This is a genomic window from Streptomyces sp. P9-2B-2 (genome assembly GCF_030406865.1).
Lineage (GTDB): Bacteria > Actinomycetota > Actinomycetes > Streptomycetales > Streptomycetaceae > Streptomyces > Streptomyces platensis.
Genome location: NZ_CP129127.1, coordinates 24,934 through 40,004, shown reverse-complemented (window position 1 = coordinate 40,004; position 15,071 = coordinate 24,934). Strand labels below are relative to the sequence as shown.

Here is a 15,071-nt window from a genome sequence, read left to right as displayed (position 1 = left end):
CAGGGTCGCTGTGCGTTGCAAGGTGGGGGAGTGGATCTGCGCGGACACGTCCTCGGGGATGTTCCTCGGCTATGTCGACTTCGAGCTCTTCCCGAAGGGCGCAGCGGTCCGGCCATCCCGCCGCCCCCGTCCTACCCGCCCACCGCCGCACCCCCATCGCGCTCGCGCGTACGGGGCTGGTTGGAGCGTCTGCGTGGCTGCTGACCGGTCATCGCTGCTGGATCGGCCATGGTGGAACTGCCCTCGAAGCGGTGGCCGATGGCCGATCCGGAGGCCGCAGCCGAGTATCGGCCACCGGCCATGACCGATATTGAGCGATCGGCCATCACGCTGGGCATGGCCGATCGAGGTCTGGCTGACCGAGTCACCCGTCCGACTTCGGACACAGCGCGGGTAAGCATTCGGTATCCGACCCGCCTGGCCACCGGGGGGGATCCGCTCGCTTCGCTCTGGTGCGGTGTGCAGCGCACGGCGGGGTGGCCGATGCGCTGCGGCGCTGTGATGCCGCGTCCGACGCGCAGCGAATAAACCCTGCTCACCTGCGGGTATCCGGGTGGAGGTAAGCATTCGGGTATCCGCTGTACTGCGTCGTACCCGGGGTATCCGGGGCGGAAGCAAGCTGGGTATCCGCGTGGAGAGGCAGGCTCGCCGGAGCGCCGTGAGCGGTCATCTGGCCGATGTACAGCTGTCCGACCGATGGATGCTCCCTGATCCAGGCAGGCGCATCGGCCATGGCGTGGGACCATCGGCCATTCCCGCCATGGGCCCGGCCGAGGAGATGCGCAGCGCGGGCCAGTCGACTTCGGGTGCTGCACCCGCGGGGCGAACTTGGCCAGGCGCTCACGCTGCTACAGCCCTGCACTGTGGCGACCGGCTGGTGGCCTGCCTGGGCATCTGGCCCGGCGTGCCGTGCCATCAGTACTGGCAGGGGTAGGGGTGAGGTATGCGGGTTCCCGAGCCGATGTTGGCGGTGCCAGTCGATGTGCTTCCGTTGGCCGGGGTGGCCTACGAGGGCAAGTGGGACGGGTATCGGTGCCTGCTCGCCCGCCATCCGGACGGCCGGGTGGAGTTGCGCTCGCGGCGAGGCACCGCGTTGACGGTGGCGTTCGGCGACATCGCGGCGGCCGCGGAACGGGACCTGCCCGACAGCGGGGTTCTCCTTGATGGCGAGCTGGTGGTCTGGCATGAGGGCCGGCTGGCCTTCGACCGGCTGCAGCGCCGGCTCAACCGCACCGCTGCCACGGTTGCTCGCGAGATCCGCGAGGCACCTGCTCATTTCGTCGCGTTTGATGTGCTGCACCTGGCCGGCGAGAACCTGATGCCGCAGCCACGGAAGCCGCAGGCACTGGCGGACGCGCTGGTCGCCGCAGCAGAGACCGATGACGACGGCTACCGGGACGACGCCTCGGTCGTGGTGCTGCTGCGTCGGGCCGCCTGACTCGGCCGAGCCAGAGACGGACGGTTTCGATCAGCTGCGGGTCGCGCTCCTCTGCCCGCAACCTGTGATCAGTGGTGGGCCCAGACGAACATGACGATCGCAGTCACGACCGAGGCAAGGAACACCCAGAGGCCGGAGGAGCCCCCGCCTCCACCGTCCCCGTTGTCGGAAGCACCGCCATGGTGATGATGATGGCCGCCCCCACTGCCATCTCCGTCCATAGCGCTCACCCCGTTCACGTGATCCATCGCCCGATGTGACCTGTTGACATTACCGCCGCCCAGAAGCTTCCAACTGTGCGGGCAACGACTCGAAGTCCAGCTCCACTATTCCGTACGTCGGCACGCAGGAGCCGAGCGTCTGTCGGGAGTGGTGCGCCGCAGGGGCCTGCCCTGCGGCGCACCACCATGTCCCGACCTTGCAGCGGGAAGGCCGCTGCGCCCAACTCCGCGTGCTACACCCGCTCGAACTCCACGTCGGTGTTCTCGCAGCCGGCGGCGAGCCGGCGCAGGGTGTCGCGCTCAGCGCGGTCGACGGTCAGTGACCAGCGGAGCTTGGTGCTCACCCAGTCGGACAGGTAGGTGCACTGGGCGTCGGCGGTCGGCGGCATCCACTGGGCGGGGTCCTGGTCGGCTTTGGAGCGGTTGCTCTTGGCGGTGACGGCGACCAGGGAGCGTTCGGCGCCGAGGTCGTTGGCGTAGGCCTGGCGGCGGGCGGCGGTCCATTGGGAGGCGCCGGAGTCCCAGGCTTCGGCCAGGGGCACCATGTGGTCGATGTCGAGGCCGGACGGCCCCTGGACGGTGGTGTCGTCGTAGTAGGAGCGCCAGGTTCCGCCGGTGATTTTGCAGCCGGTGCCGAGGGTGGGCTGGGTGACGGCTTCGGCGAGGAGGACTTCCGCCCTGGTGTTGCAGCCGTCCTTGTCCTCGTCGATCCAGTGCTTGAACTTGGTGCGCTCGTAGCCGTCTCGGGATTCGGCGGCCTGGGGGAGGGCTTCGATGCCGTCGTGGAGGCTGAGTGTCTCAGCGGCTTGAGCGGGGGTAGTCGTGGCCAGCGGCAGAAGGGCGAGGGCTGCGGCCGTGAGGGCGCGGGCAATCGTCTTGATCATGGTTTGTTGATAGCGCCGGCGTGCTGGCCGCCGTGCAGGATCCGGATGACGGTAACTCGGGGGAGTGGGTAGTCATACCGGCCCCGTAAACTCACGTCGGTGTCCCTGCTTGGCCAGCTGAAGGCAGCAGGCCGGCACCGATCGCCTGGGGTAGGAAGTCAGTTGTCGCGGCTATAGGAGGCTGCGGTTCAGTCCCGCCGACAGGAGGCCCGGTGACTCATGATGAGGCGCTCAAGGAGCTGAGCCGTCTCGCGCACGAGCGGGCGTTCGGCGGATACGTCGGGTCCGAAACGCTCATTCAGGCCGGTCTGGACGCACTGCTTGCAGGGGTCGAGAGCGAGTCCCTTGCGATGCTGGCCGGCCTTGGGCGCAATGAAGAGCTCGAGGCGCCGGACCTCTTCGAGCGGGTGCTGTACGAGCTGGGGCTCGACGTCGACGTTCCCGCCGATGCCCGGGCAGCGAGGTGGGCCCTGGCCTACTGGCTCGCTGGTCAAATGGTGGACGGTTCCCTCGACGCTGCGGCCGGCGCTTTCCGGATCTGGCGTGACGTCGCCTGGGACCTCGATTACCCCGACGAGCTGCATTCGCTCGTCGTGTGTGCGTACAACCTCGACGACTGGGACGAGAACTGGGGAGTACCCGTCGCAAAGCTCAAGAGTGAAGCGATCGAGGCAGCCGCACGTTTCCTGAATCGGCAATCATCGGCTGGACACGGCTGACTCCGGCTCGTGTTCATCAGTTGACGCGGCCCGACGCCGGCCTGACGGACGCCAAGGCCCTCCTGGGCCAGGTGCTGGCAGGGGCCTACTCAGAGGGCGTTTTCTCCCGATGCTTCGTCCCAGGCGAGCGGAAGGACGGTAGGTGTCACACAAGTAGTCATGTCGCTGGTTCGATCAGCAAGATGCAGGCAGAGGCCGTTTCCGTCACTCCTCCGACTACCGTGGTCGCGTGGACTCCAAGGCCAGAACGTTCCCTCCCCGTCCCATCCGGGGTGTCCGAGCTACATATGCGTTTCATACCGGTCACCCCCACGATTGGGCAGTGGTCACCGTGGACTTCGAGCCCTGGGAGGAGGGCATCACGTTCCAGGTAGCCACCCATCTGGACATAGACAGGCGGGAAGCTTTCAGTCAGTCAGAGATAGCCACCTATCAAACCGCGCTCGAAACCGGAATCCGCGAAGAGCTGGCTGAGCTGGGGAGCGGCACCACTGTGGCGGTCGCGGTTGTATTGCGCAGCATGCGCCTCCACGACATAGATTCTCGCCCCGAGTCTTTCCACGCGGTCGGACACGTAGCAGTGCGCAATGCTTTCGCTCTGGCCTACGGGCGGTCCCCGGAGACCTCAGCGTCGCGGCGATGACCACTCGCTGCGGCGCTGCCGGTCCCAATTGGGTGGTCACGGCTATGGCGCCTTGGCATATCGAGATGAGGCTCCGGCAATGGTTCAACCGCCTCGCCAGGTTGGGGTGGATTCTTTGGTGAGGCGGCGGGCCATGAGGGCGATCATCGCGACGTAGTTCATGCCGGTGGAGCGGGCGGGGAGGGCCTCATAGCCCCGGGCCAGGCGGCGGTGGTGTATCAGCCAGCCCAGGGTGCGTTCCACTGTCCACCTGCGCGGAAGCACGGTGAAGTCCCTGGTTCCGGGAGCGCGGCGGACGACATCGAGATCGATGCCGAGGCGGGCGGCGTGGTCGACGAGGTATTCGCGGTAGCCGCGGTCGGCCCAGCCCTTGCGGATGGTGGGGTGGCCAGCGGCGATTCGGTCGAGCAGGGTCTCGCCGGCGACCGAGTCCTGGATGCTCGCAGCGGTAACCACCACGGTCAGAAGCAGGCCGGTCGTGTCGATCACGATGCTCCGCTTCCGACCCACGATCTTCTTGCCTGCATCGACTCCCTGGTCAGCGGCGGGGACATGGTTGAGGTCTTGACGCTCTGACTGTCGATCACGCAGACCGTCGGCTCCGGTGCGCGTCCTTCATCTTCGCGGACCCGGCGCCGGAGCAGGGCGTTGAGCTGCTCGAAGATGCCGTCCTTCTCCCAGCGCCCGAAGTAGTGGTAGACGGTGTTCCAGTGCGGGTAGTCGTGGGGGAGGTAGCGCCACGGGATGCCGGTGCGGGCCACGTACAACACTGCGTCGCGGAGGTCGCGCAGGTCGTGCCGGGGCGGGGTGCCGATGTTGAGCCCGTGCCGCGCCTTCTCTTCCAGCCATCGCGTCAGGAGCGGCTCGACCAGGGCCCAGCGGGCGTCGGACAGATCACTGGGGTACCGGCGGCGCCGTTCACTCATGTTTCCGGGGTAGCGGAGGTCGCGCGCCGTCGGACAGAGCGTGCGTCCGGCTGCTCAGGGCATTGGGAGTGAAGCGGCGCGTCTTTGGATGAATCAGGAGCAGAGGGAGCGCAACACTCCGTCCCCGGCCCCATCCATCACGGGAACAACAAATGCCCCTTCATTCCCATCGATCACTCACCAGTTTTCTCCGCAAATCATGCCAGAAAGCAGCAAAACGCCCTCTCAGCTTGTCTTTTAACCTCTGAGGCTGTCGCGCTCGATGATGCTCTCGGGTCGCTTGGTCATTTTCCCGACGTCATAGCGAGTCGCGGGGCGGCGATGCTTGGATCCAAGTGGTCTTCCTGGTCCGGGTGTTGAGGGTTTCGGTGCACGGGCCGGACAGGCAAGATGTGGGCGGAGGTTCCGAAACCCCCGGCGGACGCGGGCCGGCGTGAGTCGTGCGGGCTCGGTCGGCTTCTCCCAGGGGCGCCGGAGATCCGCCACGGCTTCGCGGGTGAGCCGGAGCTGGGTGTGGGCGGCGATCACGAGCCACGTCCATCGGTCTCCGGCCTCGGGAGTGCGGAGCTTCGGACGGGTCCATCCCAGGGTCTGTTTCATCAGCCGGAAGGTGTGCTCCAGGTCGAACCTGCGCAGGAACGCCTGCCAGCGCACGTCGACGTCCTCGCCGCTCAGGCCGGTGGCCGACGACCACAACCAGATCGGCAGCGGGTCGTGGCCACCGGGCAGACGGTCGACCTGGAGGCGGATCAACGTGCCCTCGATGACCGGGAGTGCGCCCGTGTGGTCGATCCACGCGGAACGGGTGGTCAGGCGGGGGTGGATGCGGTCCCAGGCCATGGCTCCGGCTGGCCGTACCGGTCGGTGACCTGCACCGTGGCCGCGTCCGGCTCGCCCCAGGTCTCCGGCTTGGCGAAGCGGAACTCCTTGCCGTGCTTCGGAGGCCGCCCGCCTTGCGGAGGGGAGATCCAGGGCACCGGAACCGGCTTGCGCATCACCCGGTCCGTGCGCATCCGGCCCAGGACCTCCACCGGCAGCCCGGACAGGAGGTGGGCCATGCGCGGGGCGTCGTAGCCAGCGTCGAAGGCGACCAGAATGTCGCGGTCGCCGACGTGCCACTGGCCCATCTCGATGAGGTCCACGACCACCCGGTGGACCTGGGCGGCGGTGACCTCGGCGACGTCGTCGTCCGGACCGAGACGGACGGCGTCCAGGAGCTGACACCAGGACGTCCGGCCCGATTCCAGGGCGGCGATGAACGAGTACGGCCAGCCGGGTATGAACTGGTCCGAGGACCGGCCGCTGCGGCCGTAGACGTGGCAGAACAGGCGGTCGGCGCTGGTCGGGGCGTCCGGGCGGAGCCAGTGGCTGATGTCGACTGCGAGGACCAGGCGCCCGTCGGCGGCCTGCGGCATGGGCAGGTCGGCCAGCACCTGCCGCAGCCGGTGCACATCGACGTTCCCGCTGTTCAGCGCGTCGTACATGGCGCCGTGCCCGCGCCGGTGCTCGGCCACCAGCGTCAGGTCCACCGGCGCCCTCACCGGCCCGTCCGCACACAGCAACGCATCGGTCAGCTCGAACAGTTCGTCCCCGCGAGCGGTCGGACAGTCGAATAGGTCGTCCCGGAGGCGTGACGCTTTCGCGAACGCCTGCCCGCGACCGGTGCCAGGCAGCAGACTCACCTTCACGGCCTTCATCTCGATCGGTGCACCTTGGTCGGAGCACAGGATCAGACGAAGGCCGCTTTCACATCCGCTGAACTGCGAAAACGCCGATCAAGTTCGAGTCTCGTTCGACTCAGGTCCCTTGGAGAGCAGCTCATGCTTCCCTCACCGAGTGCAGCTGAACGACCTGGCAGAGAAAGGGACCATTGCCCCGGCGCCAACCGTCAAGGCTCAACCGATGAGTGCCTCAGTAATCTGTCTGGTGGTCTGCGCGGCAACCCGGGGGTTGAAAGCAGCGTAGGCGATATAGGCGTTCAGGCCGGTCGCCAGGGCCCAGCCGCGACCCCGCAGCCACGTGGCGTCGTCCACACCGAGCGCGGCACGGAACGCATCCCGGCTTTGGGCCGACATCAGGGTGAAGGCAATCGTCAGGTCGCAGGCCGGGTCGCCGATTCCCAGCTCGCCGAAATCGATGACCGCGCTGAGGCGGCCGTCGACAGTCAGCAGGTTGCCGGTGTGGAAGTCGCCATGGAACCACACCGGCGGGCCAGCCCATCCGGGAGCGCTCAGCGCAGCGTCCCACAGCTCGGTCATCGCCACGGCGTCGAACGCCCCGCTGACCTTCTCGATGGCGGCCAGCGTGGCACGGTCACGGTCAGCCAGGGGCCAGGCGGTGAGGTCCTTGCCGGCGTCCTGGGCTGGGATGGCCCCGGGCGCGAACTGTTGGAGGGCTTTCAGGAACTCCGCCAATTCTACGGCGGCTTGAGACGAGTCTGCCAGCATCTCAACGGTCGCTACCTCGCCGTCCAGCCAGCGGGAGACTGCCCACGGCCATGAATAGCCGAAGTCGGGTTCTCCCACCGCCACCGGTACGGGGATGGCCAGCGGTAGGTGCGGGGCGAGCCTGGGCAGCCACTCATACTCTTTCCTGGCCTGTCCGATGGCCCCGGCGTGGCGGGGCAGCCGCACGGACAGCTCGTCTCCCAGCCGGTAGATCACATGGTCCGAACCGGCCGGATCGAGCAGTCCCAGGGGCAGATCGGCCCACCGGGGGAACTGCTTATCGACCAAGCGCCTGACCAGCGCGGCGTCGATCGCGGGGCGCGTCTCCGCGATCCTTCCGGTCACCAACAGCAAGCTCCCGAGATCGGCCCGCTACATGCGGCGGGCACTCGGAGCTATCACATTGCGTCGCGCCCTCGCCTGTCGACCGGTTTTCTCGGCTCACTGGGCATGGGGAGGTTAAAGGACAAGCTGAGAAGCTGTTTGCGAACTGAACAGTGACGACGTGGCGGCCCCTTCGCCGGCCGAGAGGGGGCCAGCGCGGTTTCTCTCGTTCGCGCCGCCGCCGCGGCCGGAACGTCCCCGATGGTGGCAGTCATGTGCGACACGCGGCCCGGCGCGACCTGTCCCACGAGGACGCCACCCGGTGGCGTGCTGTCCGAGAGCGCGATCTTGCGGGCCGGGCCGGCCGGGGACCTAACGTGCCCCGATACCTGTGCACTCGACTGGAGTAATGGCTCGTGCGATCGCCACTGCCCTGTGTGTAGCTGGAGAAAAGCAGAGTTACCCCATGCGAAGGAGTTTCTGGTGGCTGCCACTATCAAGCAGATCAGGAACGGAACCGAGCACTACCTCACGATGGTGCATCAGAGCGATCCGCCATATAGCAGGGTTGTCAAGCCGAGCAAGGACCATGAGCCTGTCGATGACTGGATTTGGGTTCCCAAGAAGGGGGACGGTTGGGGAGCGCTGTGCGTTCACACAAACCTCGGCGTGGCCTTCATGGAGGTGGACACCAGCACGTCCCCGCAGACCCTCTCAGTCACATGGGAAGACGGGGTCGAGGCGAAACCGCAGACGCTGCCGCTCAGGCGGGACGAGGAGCCGATCCGTCTCGAAATTCACGAGGACGGCACGCTTGACGCTACTCGCCTGCCTTGACTGCAAGGCGCGGAAGCCTTGAGCTTGTGACCGCACGGGGCGACGCCCTGTTCGAGTTATGCGACGCGCTGTTGTGCACGGACGGGCCGGTGCGGACGCTCGTCGACCTGGCACGCGCGCCGGAACACCGCCGCGGGCACGGGGCTCTTTACGACGGCCTCAACCAGGGGCGGATCGATATCGCCCGGCTGCGTCGGGCCCTGGCCGGGATGCCGTTGCCGAGGGCGGCGGCCGGACGCCAACACCTGCGCTGACCGGTCCTTCTGCCACACCTTCGGCCGGGGTGAGGGCAAGCATCAGATGGTCCCGGGCTGGCCGTACTCGATCGTGGCTGCGCTGGAGACCGGCCGGACGTCGTGGACGGCGGTGCTGGACGCGGTTCGTCTGGAGCCCGGCGCGGACGTTGCCGCGGTGACCACGGCCCAGCTCCGCGAGCTGGTCGACCGGCTCGTCGCCGCCGACCAGTGGAAGCCGGGCGACCCAGAAGTCCTGGTCGTGCTGGACGCCGGATACGACGCACCCCGCATCGCCCACCTGCTGACCGATCTGCCCGTCGAGATCCTCGGCAGACTCCGCTCCGACCGAGTCATGCGCCGGCCGATACCGCCGCGGGTCTACGACCCCAAGGGCGGCCGACCACCCAAGCACGGAGGCGAGTTCGTCTTCGGTGACCCCTCCACGTGGGGTATTGAGCAGGCCGTGACGACCACCGACACCCGCCTTTACGGCAAGGCGACCGCGCAGGCATGGGACCGCCTGCACCCGTGGCTCACCCGCCGGGCGGCCTGGATCGACTACGACGGACCGCTACCCATCATCGAAGGCACCGTCATCCGCCTGACCGTGCAGAAGCTGCCCAGCGGCGGGTGAACAACCCGGTCTGGCTGTGGTGGTCGGGCACCGCTGACACCAAGGCCGATGTCGACCGCTGCTGGCAGTCCTTCCTTCGCCGCTTCGGCCTGGAGCACACTTTCCGCCTGCTCAAGCAGACACTTGGGTGGACCAAGCCCCGTCTCCGCAGCTCGGAGGCTGCCGACCGGTGGACGTGGCTGGTGATCGCCGCCTATGCCCAGCTCCGGCTCGCGCTGCCGCTGGCCACCGATCTCCGGCGGCCCTGGGAGAAACCGGCTCCGCCGAACAGGCTCACGCCCGCCCGGGTCCGCAGGGGGTTCAGGAACCTGTGCACGAAGACCGGCTCCCCGGCCAGAGCACCGAAACCGTCTCGTCCGGGGCCTGGCCGGCCGCCGGGTTCGAAGAACCGCCGCCCAGCCACCCGTCATGACGTGGGCAGAGCCCTGGCCACCGGCGAGGCATACAGCCGCCCCGCCCACCACAAGAAGGGCACCAAACCCCGGCGCACCGAGTAGCGGCAAACTTGACGGCCTGGGTCATGTGCAGCGGGCACGAGGCCGAAGAATTTCACGGGGTACGTCGGTGGATCTCAGCTCAGTGATCATCGCTGTCGCAGGCGTCGCAGGAACCCTGGGAGGGGCGCTACTCACCCAGCGCGGCTCCGAACGAGCGAAGCGCCTGGAGATAGAGCTCGTTCGAGACCATGAGGAGGTCCGCGAGGCCCGTTCGCTGCGACGCACCTGCTATGTGGAACTCAACCGGGATGCTCGGCAGTTCACCACCGCACTCAACCGTCACCTGCACGTCATGAGGGAACGCGGCGTGGCGGAGGCCGACAGCGACGCACTCGAGGAAGCGAAGAACGCGCACCGCGATCGATACTCCGAAGCACAGATGGCCGCCCCCGAAGAAATACTCAGGCGAGCGAGTGTCGTCAACCAGGCCCTGAACAAGGTCTACGGCCAGGTCAAGCGCCTCGAACGCGGTGCCTCCGAACCAGGCGAAACGATGGAGACCGCAGCCCAGGCCCAGTACGAGGTCTGGGAGATGCTCCGGACTATGAGAACCGCTATGCGCCACGACCTCGGTGTGTCGCATGAAGATTGAGAGCTGGCGCTCAGCTCCGTGCGACTCTCTTGTCTGCCTCGACCAGCCAAAAACTGATCGAGTCAGAGGTTAAAACGCAAAGCTCAGGAACGCTGCCCGAGGTGGAGTACCTCGCCCGCAAGCTGCGTAGAGCCGGAGTCGATGCGGTAGCTACCCGTCCCTGAGGAACTGTTGGCGACGGGGTGTTCAGCAGGTGCCGGGGCCGGCTGTCGCCGGCAGGGGTGCACGGCGAAGGTCGGCATAGGCGCGGATAGTGACGCTGGCCTGGCCGGGGGTGCGCCAGGGGGCGGAGGGGCCGCTGGAGAGCCACAGCCCGCCGAGCGCCGCTGCGGCTTCGGTGGCGGTCGCTTCGTCGGCCGCGGTGATGTCGATGACGACAAGGCCCGGCTCGCTCAGGTGCTCTTCAGAGATCTTCATGACCACACAGACGGCCTTCGCCGACCGGAGAGTTCGTCGCGACGGCGGAAGTCACCCGGACGTGGCTCGGGGAGAGCATCACCAGAGCGCGGCGACGGAGCGAAGGCGCGTTCATGAAGGTGCTCGTGCTGACCACTGAGGGTTGCTCGGGTACGCACTGCTCCCCATGATCGACAACATGAGTACGGAAACCGTGGTCGAGACGACCTGGCGCCAGCTGCTGGAGCACCATCCTGACGCACGCCGAGGCGGCAGTCCTGGGGCGATTGAAGCTGCGTCCGCCGAGCCACGCCTGCGCCAGTTGTTCCCCTTCCTCAGCCACGGCTGCCTCACCTTCCACCGCAACACCGACTTCCCGTGGAGCAACGACCTGCCCTTCATCGCTTGCACCACGCCGTACAAGGTGTACGCCACCGGCTACGCCGAACTCCTTGGCGAGACGGAGACTCCGCAGGAAGCCGCAGCGCTCGTCGTCGCCCATCTGCCGAATGACTGCGGCCCTGCCATCGAAGGGCCGTGGCCAGAACCGAGCAGCGACCGGGAGTAGACCACCAAGCAAACACTCCCGCTGGCGGAGCAGTTCGACCTGAGTGGGGAGGCCCTGGCACGTGGGCGGTGACGGTGTCCGTTGAAGTCGTCGGAGCGCGGCAGTGGCGTGAGGGGCCGCTCATGGCAGCGATTTCGCGGTTGACGGGCCCTGGTGCGATGGGTAGACCCATGGAGCTGACGTTCTCATCTGACCTGGGAGCCCTATGTTTTCCGCGCGCCGCTTGGCTGCTCTGGTTTGCCCGTTGCTGGTCCTGTCCGCGGCCGCCTGCACTCCCGGCACTTCCCACGAGGATGCGAAGCCGCCGTCGGCGGACCCGAGCACCTCGCCCTCCGGCGGCAAGAACGGCAGCCTTCGTCTGACGGACGCGGTAGGGCGGCTGAACGTGTCCCGCGAGGCCCGTGCCGGATACGAGCGGGACAAATTCCGTCTGTGGACCGACGCGGACCACGACGGCTGCGACACCCGCAAGGAAGTCCTCCTGGCCGAAGCGGTGAAGAAGCCGCGCCAGGGCAAGAGCTGCAAGCTGACCGGCGGCAGCTGGCGCTCGTACTACGACGACAAGACCATCACCGACGCCCGCAAGCTCGACATCGACCACGTCGTCCCCCTCGCCGAAGCCTGGGACTCCGGCGCCTCGAAATGGACCGCGCAGCGCCGTGAGCAGTACGCCAACGACCTGGGCGCGGAGCGCAGTCTCGTCGCGGTCAGCCTGGGGCCCAACCGGACCAAGGGTGACAAGGATCCTTCCGAGTGGATGCCGCCGGCGAAGGACGCCACCTGCACCTACGCCACCGACTGGGTCGCAACGAAGCTGCGGTGGCAGCTGACCGTTGACCGTGCCGAGGCCAAGGCTCTGCGCACGGTCGCCGCGGGCTGCAGGGACGCGACGCTGACGTTCACGCCGGCATCGTAGAGCGCCGCGACTCCCAGGTGCCCCAAGTGAGGACATCTCTGTCCCTCAGGCCGTGCGGGAAAGGTCAGGTTGCCGCGATCGGGCGTCCCCGGGGCGTTGTCAGTGCCCTGAGCTACGTTCATCGCGTCCTGCGGGACGCGCCCGTTCCCGCCTGGCCTCCAACAGCGGCCAGGCGGGAACGGCCAGGCTCGCCCCCTTTGTACTCGGCACGGGGCGGGCCTCTTCCGGATGGAAGGCCGACACCAAGGTGTCCTGCATCCATTGACGGGGGTAGCCGGGGGGATTGCAAGGAAAATCGGGAACTTCCACCCGGAGCGCTGCCAGGCTGCCGATTTCGAGCGCCGGAACGGTCATCTGAGGGCGCTCGCTGAACACTCCACGACCCGCAATGTTCCGTGATTCCTTGATCACGTGGTGTTACTGGCGGGTGTCGTGAATGCTGAGGTCCCTTTCAACGGCGGTTCGGCACCCGCCTGTTGAGGGCGCATTGACGCGCGGTTCTCCGGATGGCCGCGGCCGACCTCAAGGAGTGTGATGGACCTCAGGAAGATAGTGACCACGGTTCTGCTGGTCACCATGGTGGTGTTCGCGTGGAGCGTGGTGATGACGGCGATGGGCCACGTGTCCGTCGTCGCCTGGCTCGCCCCGGCCTTGGCGCTGACCGTGCAGCAGATCGTTCGTGCGACCCGCTCGCGGAACGCGTCGACTTCAGGGCAGGGCATGGTGGGGGTATCCGACGAGGAGGACGCCGCCCCGTGACGACGCCCTTCGAGTCACCTGTGCCGGCCCCCGGGCCGGCACAGGCACGCCCCGGCCGCAAGCTCGGCCCGATCGCGGACTGCGTCGGCAGCTCGCACCGGGCCTGGCTGGAGCCGATGCGTGAGAGCTATTTCGCCAGCGGACGGACCCTCAGCCACCTCAGCGACAGGGTCCTGCTGGCCAAGTCCAAACTCTCCGAGATGCTGCGCGGCGTGGGACTGTACCCGCGGTGGGAAGTCATCTACCGACTGTCCACCGAGCTGAACATGCCCACCTGGCCCCTGTACCGCCTCTGGCGACAGGCAGCGCTCGACGCCCAAAAGACCCGCGAGTGGATCGACCGCTCCACCGAGAAAACCACCTTGGCCACCGCGAACCCCAAGCCACCCCTGGAGCACGGAGCCCTTCGCCAGATGGTGGAGATGGACTACCGCCGCTACGCCCAGGTCTTCCTCTTCGACGACCCGCGCGACGCCGCGGTGGCCAGCACCTTCGACATCCTCTGGCTGTACTGGAACGACGCACTCGCCAGCCCCGACATCCGCCGCTACGCCTGGAACATCCTGCGCGCCACCGTCATGTCCAAGACACCACACCTGGACAGCCGACCCGAGCTCGGACCCGCGGCGTTCGACACCGTCGCCCTGCGGAGCCGCACCTCCGAGACCGACCGCCTGGCCCAAGTGGCAGAAAGCCTGGAGCTGTTCAAGGCGATCAGCAAACTGCCCGACGCCCAGCTCGACGTCATGGTGCTGCGTCACCTGTGCGGGCTCCCACCCGAGAACGTCTCCGCCCTCCTCGGTGTCCCGTTGGCCGCCGTCCTGTCCGACGAACGTCACGCCGTCCGCTACCTGGAGCGCGCCATCTACCTACCGCCCGAGACCGGAGGACCCACCCCATGACACCGCTAGAAGAGATCCTTTCCCGGGCGTTGCTGGTACCTGACCGCCTCGTACCACGCGACGTCGTTCCGCGCTCCGACCCCGGCAAAGACCCGGATACCCCCTTCGACGTCGCATCGGCCACGACAGACACCATGCCCAACGCCGCAGCCGAAGACCTGCGCGCACTGTGCGAAACCCTCGTCACGCACACCCCCGCCACCGCCATCACCGGCTTCGTCACCGACCAGGTGCCCGAGCCCCGCAGCGCACTGATCCTCGCCTGCGTCCTGCAGCTGACCAACACCGACGGCGGCGCCCGCTTCTGGTGGCAGTACGCCGCCGGCGCCGGACAAGCAGCCGCGGCCTACTGCCTCTACCTCCACCACCTCTCCCTCGGCGAGGACGACACCGCCCAGTGGTGGCATCACCAGACCGACGACGTCCAGCCCCCACCACAAACCGACACCACCAACCGTGACCGCATCGCCAGCGTCTCCATCGCCAGCGCCTCCACCACCACGATCCTGCGCGTCCTGCGCCACCTCTCCAAGCACACCAGCCGTCCCCGCACCGCCGCGGTCACCGAACTCATGGACTACATGCCCACCGCCGTGGCGGTCGGGTACCTCCGCGAGCCCGACATGGAACTGCCCATGCCGGGGCCCAACTTCGCCCGCAGAATCCGCACCCTGCTCACCGCGGCCGCCAACCGGCCCGACGTCCCCAGCCGACTCCCCGCTCGTGCGAAAACCTCGACCCGCGCACGGCACGACACCGCCCGTGACCTACGCACGGAAGGATGCAACTGGCACATGGGCGAGACAGCGACACGCTGATCACCACCGCGCGCGCGGCGCCGAGGCGTCCCGGGTGTGGAGTCAGCAGCGACCGCTGCTGACTCCACACCCGGCAACAGATACTCGGCACGGACTACAGCAGGTCGAGGCCGCGGGCCCAGTTAGCGACGGCCCCACGGTTGCGCCCGGCCGCCCCCGGACCAGGTGAGCTCGTAGACGCCCGGCGCGCAGCGGACACGCTTGATGCGGAGACCGGCGCGGAACCAGCCTCCGGTGCGGAGGTCGGGCACGAAGGCGCGGGTGACGACGCGGCGCTGTTCGGGGGTGAGGCGGTCCAGATCGGCGGTGAAGCG

General features: G+C 67.7%; 14 protein-coding genes and 3 pseudogenes. 11 read left to right on the top strand and 6 right to left on the bottom strand.

From position 1 onward, the window contains the following. Positions 1 to 131: 131 nt before the first annotated feature. Positions 132 to 302 (bottom strand): hypothetical protein, encoded by a 171-nt coding sequence (locus tag QT196_RS38725; protein ID WP_290356874.1) that lies wholly within the window; start codon positions 300 to 302, stop codon positions 132 to 134. 641 nt (positions 303 to 943) lie between these two features. Here QT196_RS38725 and QT196_RS38720 point away from each other — a divergent pair. Beyond that, a complete protein-coding gene (locus tag QT196_RS38720) occupies positions 944 to 1,438 on the top strand; it encodes a hypothetical protein (RefSeq protein ID WP_290356873.1) in 495 nt (164 codons plus the stop codon). A gap of 454 nt (positions 1,439 to 1,892) precedes the next feature. Here QT196_RS38720 and QT196_RS38715 read toward each other — a convergent pair whose 3' ends face one another. After that, positions 1,893 to 2,543 carry an HNH endonuclease family protein gene (locus QT196_RS38715; protein WP_290356872.1) on the bottom strand — a complete coding sequence of 217 codons (651 nt, stop codon included), beginning with the start codon at positions 2,541 to 2,543 and terminating at the stop codon, positions 1,893 to 1,895. Between the two features lie 212 nt (positions 2,544 to 2,755). Here QT196_RS38715 and QT196_RS38710 point away from each other — a divergent pair, with 212 nt between their 5' ends. Together QT196_RS38710 and QT196_RS38705 are read left to right on the top strand one after the other, a co-directional pair. Continuing rightward, on the top strand, positions 2,756 to 3,262 hold the full coding sequence (locus QT196_RS38710; RefSeq protein WP_290356871.1) for a hypothetical protein: 507 nt from the start codon (positions 2,756 to 2,758) through the stop codon (positions 3,260 to 3,262). A 322-nt stretch (positions 3,263 to 3,584) separates the two neighbouring features. Continuing rightward, the gene (locus QT196_RS38705) at positions 3,585 to 3,905 is read left to right on the top strand and encodes a hypothetical protein (RefSeq protein ID WP_290356870.1); all 321 of its coding nucleotides are present in this window, start codon (positions 3,585 to 3,587) and stop codon (positions 3,903 to 3,905) included. Positions 3,906 to 3,989: 84 nt separating this feature from the next. Here the strand turns inward: QT196_RS38705 and QT196_RS38700 are convergent. The 3 genes and pseudogenes from QT196_RS38700 to QT196_RS38690 form a co-directional block, all read right to left on the bottom strand. Beyond that, a pseudogene (locus QT196_RS38700) lies at positions 3,990 to 4,831 on the bottom strand (IS5 family transposase). A 237-nt stretch (positions 4,832 to 5,068) separates the two neighbouring features. Continuing rightward, positions 5,069 to 6,528, bottom strand: a pseudogene (locus QT196_RS38695) (NF041680 family putative transposase). A gap of 198 nt (positions 6,529 to 6,726) precedes the next feature. Beyond that, positions 6,727 to 7,626 (bottom strand): aminoglycoside phosphotransferase family protein, encoded by a 900-nt coding sequence (locus QT196_RS38690; protein WP_290356976.1) that lies wholly within the window; start codon positions 7,624 to 7,626, stop codon positions 6,727 to 6,729. 459 nt (positions 7,627 to 8,085) lie between these two features. On the opposite strand from QT196_RS38690, the gene QT196_RS38685 reads away from it, so the two are divergent. The 3 genes and pseudogenes from QT196_RS38685 to QT196_RS38675 all read left to right on the top strand — a co-directional run bounded on the left by QT196_RS38685 (position 8,086) and on the right by QT196_RS38675 (position 10,398). Beyond that, on the top strand, positions 8,086 to 8,439 hold the full coding sequence (locus QT196_RS38685; protein WP_290356869.1) for a hypothetical protein: 354 nt from the start codon (positions 8,086 to 8,088) through the stop codon (positions 8,437 to 8,439). Next, positions 8,436 to 9,806, top strand: a pseudogene (locus QT196_RS38680) (NF041680 family putative transposase). The gene QT196_RS38685 and the pseudogene QT196_RS38680 overlap by 4 nt, the downstream one beginning before the upstream one ends. Positions 9,807 to 9,888: 82 nt before the next feature. Next, positions 9,889 to 10,398 carry a hypothetical protein gene (locus QT196_RS38675; RefSeq protein WP_290356868.1) on the top strand — a complete coding sequence of 170 codons (510 nt, stop codon included), beginning with the start codon at positions 9,889 to 9,891 and terminating at the stop codon, positions 10,396 to 10,398. A 186-nt stretch (positions 10,399 to 10,584) separates the two neighbouring features. On the opposite strand, the gene QT196_RS38670 is transcribed toward QT196_RS38675, so the two are convergent. Then, positions 10,585 to 10,815, bottom strand: coding sequence for a DUF6207 family protein (locus tag QT196_RS38670; protein WP_290356867.1), 231 nt, complete (start codon positions 10,813 to 10,815; stop codon positions 10,585 to 10,587). 166 nt (positions 10,816 to 10,981) lie between these two features. Between QT196_RS38670 and QT196_RS38665 the strand changes: the two genes are divergently transcribed. The 5 genes from QT196_RS38665 to QT196_RS38645 all read left to right on the top strand — a co-directional run bounded on the left by QT196_RS38665 (position 10,982) and on the right by QT196_RS38645 (position 14,757). Then, positions 10,982 to 11,362, top strand: a complete 381-nt coding sequence (locus QT196_RS38665; RefSeq protein WP_290356866.1) for a DUF6193 family natural product biosynthesis protein — start codon at positions 10,982 to 10,984, stop codon at positions 11,360 to 11,362. Between the two features lie 223 nt (positions 11,363 to 11,585). Then, the gene (locus tag QT196_RS38660; protein ID WP_290356865.1) at positions 11,586 to 12,278 is read left to right on the top strand and encodes an HNH endonuclease family protein; all 693 of its coding nucleotides are present in this window, start codon (positions 11,586 to 11,588) and stop codon (positions 12,276 to 12,278) included. Positions 12,279 to 12,812: 534 nt separating this feature from the next. Continuing rightward, positions 12,813 to 13,037 (top strand): hypothetical protein, encoded by a 225-nt coding sequence (locus QT196_RS38655; RefSeq protein WP_290356864.1) that lies wholly within the window; start codon positions 12,813 to 12,815, stop codon positions 13,035 to 13,037. Continuing rightward, positions 13,034 to 13,939: a sigma-70 family RNA polymerase sigma factor gene (locus QT196_RS38650; RefSeq protein WP_290356863.1), complete on the top strand. Its 906-nt coding sequence runs from the start codon at positions 13,034 to 13,036 to the stop codon at positions 13,937 to 13,939. The genes QT196_RS38655 and QT196_RS38650 overlap by 4 nt, the downstream gene beginning before the upstream one ends. 134 nt (positions 13,940 to 14,073) lie before the next feature. After that, the gene (locus QT196_RS38645) at positions 14,074 to 14,757 is read left to right on the top strand and encodes a hypothetical protein (protein ID WP_290356862.1); all 684 of its coding nucleotides are present in this window, start codon (positions 14,074 to 14,076) and stop codon (positions 14,755 to 14,757) included. Positions 14,758 to 15,071 lie beyond the last annotated feature (314 nt).

What these genes read in the sequence shown, in the direction of transcription:
- QT196_RS38725 (WP_290356874.1), bottom strand. Translation starts at nt 302, where the DNA reads ATGGCCGGTGGCCGATACTCGGCTGCGGCCTCCGGATCGGCCATCGGC.
- QT196_RS38720 (WP_290356873.1), top strand. Translation starts at nt 944, where the DNA reads ATGCGGGTTCCCGAGCCGATGTTGGCGGTGCCAGTCGATGTGCTTCCG.
- QT196_RS38715 (WP_290356872.1), bottom strand. Translation starts at nt 2,543, where the DNA reads ATGATCAAGACGATTGCCCGCGCCCTCACGGCCGCAGCCCTCGCCCTT.
- QT196_RS38670 (WP_290356867.1), bottom strand. Translation starts at nt 10,815, where the DNA reads ATGAAGATCTCTGAAGAGCACCTGAGCGAGCCGGGCCTTGTCGTCATC.
- QT196_RS38665 (WP_290356866.1), top strand. Translation starts at nt 10,982, where the DNA reads ATGATCGACAACATGAGTACGGAAACCGTGGTCGAGACGACCTGGCGC.
- QT196_RS38655 (WP_290356864.1), top strand. Translation starts at nt 12,813, where the DNA reads ATGGACCTCAGGAAGATAGTGACCACGGTTCTGCTGGTCACCATGGTG.
- QT196_RS38645 (WP_290356862.1), top strand. Translation starts at nt 14,074, where the DNA reads ATGCCCAACGCCGCAGCCGAAGACCTGCGCGCACTGTGCGAAACCCTC.